The organism is Streptomyces sp. FH025 (assembly GCF_017427025.1).
Lineage (GTDB): Bacteria > Actinomycetota > Actinomycetes > Streptomycetales > Streptomycetaceae > Kitasatospora.
In genome coordinates this window covers 1-2,687 of record NZ_JAFLNG010000891.1, presented here as the reverse complement: position 1 = coordinate 2,687, position 2,687 = coordinate 1, and the positions used below count along the sequence as shown (strand labels likewise).

Here is a 2,687-nt window from a genome sequence, read left to right as displayed (position 1 = left end):
AGGCGGAAGCGCTCGCCGTCGGCGTCGACGTACCCGAGGTGCCGCAGGGTGATCAGCGCCCGGCGGGCGGTGGCGCGGGGCAGACCGGTGGCCCGGGCCACGGCGGCGAGGGGGTGACCGCCGGGCGCGGCACCGAGGGCGATCAGGACGTCCAGCCCGCGGGCGAGCGACTGGAGGAAACCGGAGCCGAGTTCCTCCTTGAGCCGCCGGCCGGACGACGGCAGCGCGAGTGCGGCCGGGGGCGCCGCCGGGAGGGCGAGTCGGCGCTCCATCTCCCGTGCCGTTTCCCGGAGTCGGGGCAGGGCGTGGCCTTCGAGCGAGTCGGCGTCGTGCCGGCTGGTGTGGCTGACGACGCTGACCGCGCAGACCGTCGCGCCCGAGGTGTCGCGCACCGGGACGGCGACGGCGACCAGCCCGGGCTCGATCAGCTGGTCGTCCACCGACCGGCCGCGCACGCCGGAGGTCCGTACCCGCTCCAGGAACCCGACGGGGTCCGGCGCACTCGACGGCGGCACCGCGAAACCGTCGTCGGCCTCACCGTCCTCGCGGTGCCGCAGCCAGGCGGCCCACCGGTCGTCGTCCCACTCGGCGGCGAACAGCGCGCCCGGCGCGCAGCGTTCGGCGGGCAGCAGGTCTCCGGTGCGGAAGGAGACGGCCATCGCGCGCCGCCGGGTGGCCTGGACGACGAAGCGCGCGCCGTCGCCGTCGGGGACGGCGATCGAGACGGACTCGTCGAGGTGGTCGGCGAGTTCGACGGCGAGCGGGCCGAGGAGTTCCGGCAGGCCGCTCCCGGCCAGGTAGGCGTTGCCGAACTCGGCGGCCCGGGGCGCCAGGACGAGGTCCCGCCCGTCGGAGCGCAGGTACCCGAGTCGGACGAGCGTGGTGGCGATCCGGTCGACGGTGGAGCGGGCGAGGCCGGTGGCGCGGGCGAGGTCGCTGGGGCGCTGACGCACCGCCGGGTCGACGGCCATGGCGTGCAGCAGGGCGAGTCCGCGCTCCAGCGGGCCGACGGACTCCTCGGGCCCGGCAACGGGCTCCTGCGGCGGAACGGACGGTGGCGGAACGGACGGTGGCGGAACGGACGGTGGCGGAACGACTTCGGGCATCGGCGGACTCCCCCTCACACGCCCGTTGACAGGCGTCGGACCTCGGCGCACACTCTGCGCACCCACGATTCCGAACGATAGTTCACCAGGCGAACAGGGGCAAAGGAATGGACAAACTGGTGGCCTCACCCGAGGAGGCCGTGGCCGACATCGGGGACGGCGCCTCGATCGCCGTCGGGGGCTTCGGCCTCAGCGGCGTCCCGAACGTGCTCATCCGGGCGCTGTACGCGCGCGGCTCCGGCGGCCTGAGCGTGGTGTCCAACAACTGCGGCGTGGACGGCGGCGGCCTCGGCGTGCTGCTGGCCGCAGGGCGGATCAGCCGGGTCACCGGCTCGTACGTCGGTGACAACAAGGAGTTCGCCCGCCGCTACCTCAGCGGCGAGCTGGAGCTGGAGCTCACCCCGCAGGGCACCCTCGCCGAGCGCCTGCGCGCGGGCGGCTGCGGCATCCCCGCGTTCTTCACCCCGGCGGGCGTCGGCACCATGGTCGCCGAGGGCGGCCTGCCCTGGCGCTACGCCCCGGACGGCGCCGTCGCCGTCGCCTCCCCGCCCAAGGAGGTGCGCGAGTACGACGGCCGCCGCTACGTGCTGGAACACGGCATCACCACCGACTTCGCGCTGGTCCGCGCGGCCCGGGGCGACCGGCACGGCAACCTCGTCTTCGCCAAGGCCGCCCGCAACTTCAACCCGCTCGCCGCGATGGCCGCCCGGGTGACCGTCGCCGAGGTCGAGGAGCTGGTCGAACCGGGCGAGCTGGACCCCGACGCGATCCACCTGCCCGGCGTCTTCGTGCAGCGCGTCCTGGCGCTGACACCGGAGCAGGCCGCGACCAAGGGCATCGAGCGCAGGACGGTGCGCGGCGCATGACATGGAACCGGAACGAGATGGCGGCCCGGGCCGCCCGCGAACTGACCGACGGCTGGTACGTCAACCTCGGGATCGGCCTGCCCACCCTGGTGCCGGGCTTCCTGGCGCCGGACGTGGACGTCGTCCTGCACTCGGAGAACGGCCTGCTCGGCGTGGGCCCGTACCCGACCGATCAGGAGGTGGACCCGGACCTGATCAACGCGGGCAAGGAGACGGTGACCGTGCTCCCGGGCGCGTCCTTCTTCGACTCCTCGCTCTCCTTCGGCATGATCCGCGGCGGCCACATCGACGCGGCGGTCCTCGGTGCCATGCAGGTGTCCTCCACCGGGGACCTGGCGAACTGGATGGTCCCCGGGAAGATGGTCAAGGGCATGGGCGGCGCGATGGACCTCGTCCACGGCGCCCGGCGGGTGATCGTGCTGATGGAGCACACCGCCAAGGACGGCACACCGAAGATCGTCCCCGAGTGCACCCTGCCGCTGACCGGCCGCGGCTGCGTGGACCGGATCATCACCGACCTCGGCGTGCTGGACGTGACGCCCGACGGCCTGGTCCTGGTGGAGACCGCGCCCGGCGTGAGCCCGGAGGAACTGAGGGCCCGAACGGCCGCGCCGGTGACGGCGGGTGATCCCCGATGACCCGCAACGTCCACCCGGTCGACGCGCCCCCGTCCGAGCGCCCGAACGGTTCACGGACGGAACCACGGACGGAACCA

Annotated in this window: 3 protein-coding genes; 2 read left to right on the top strand and 1 reads right to left on the bottom strand. The window is 74.1% G+C overall.

The window, feature by feature from the left end; all coding sequences use genetic code 11:
• Window positions 1–1,106 (bottom strand): helix-turn-helix domain-containing protein (locus J0670_RS35310; RefSeq protein ID WP_207816653.1); only part of this gene is annotated, 1,106 nt, incomplete at its 3' end.
• A gap of 107 nt (window positions 1,107–1,213) precedes the next feature.
• Here J0670_RS35310 and J0670_RS35305 point away from each other — a divergent pair.
• On the top strand, window positions 1,214–1,972 hold the full coding sequence (locus tag J0670_RS35305; protein WP_207816652.1) for a CoA transferase subunit A: 759 nt from the start codon (window positions 1,214–1,216) through the stop codon (window positions 1,970–1,972).
• Window positions 1,969–2,610, top strand: coding sequence for a CoA transferase subunit B (locus J0670_RS35300; protein ID WP_207816650.1), 642 nt, complete (start codon window positions 1,969–1,971; stop codon window positions 2,608–2,610). The genes J0670_RS35305 and J0670_RS35300 overlap by 4 nt, the downstream gene beginning before the upstream one ends.
• Window positions 2,611–2,687 lie beyond the last annotated feature (77 nt).

Coding starts and splice junctions, on each gene's coding strand:
- J0670_RS35300 (WP_207816650.1), top strand. CDS start 1,969: ATGACATGGAACCGGAACGAGATGGCGGCCCGGGCCGCCCGCGAACTG.
- J0670_RS35305 (WP_207816652.1), top strand. CDS start 1,214: ATGGACAAACTGGTGGCCTCACCCGAGGAGGCCGTGGCCGACATCGGG.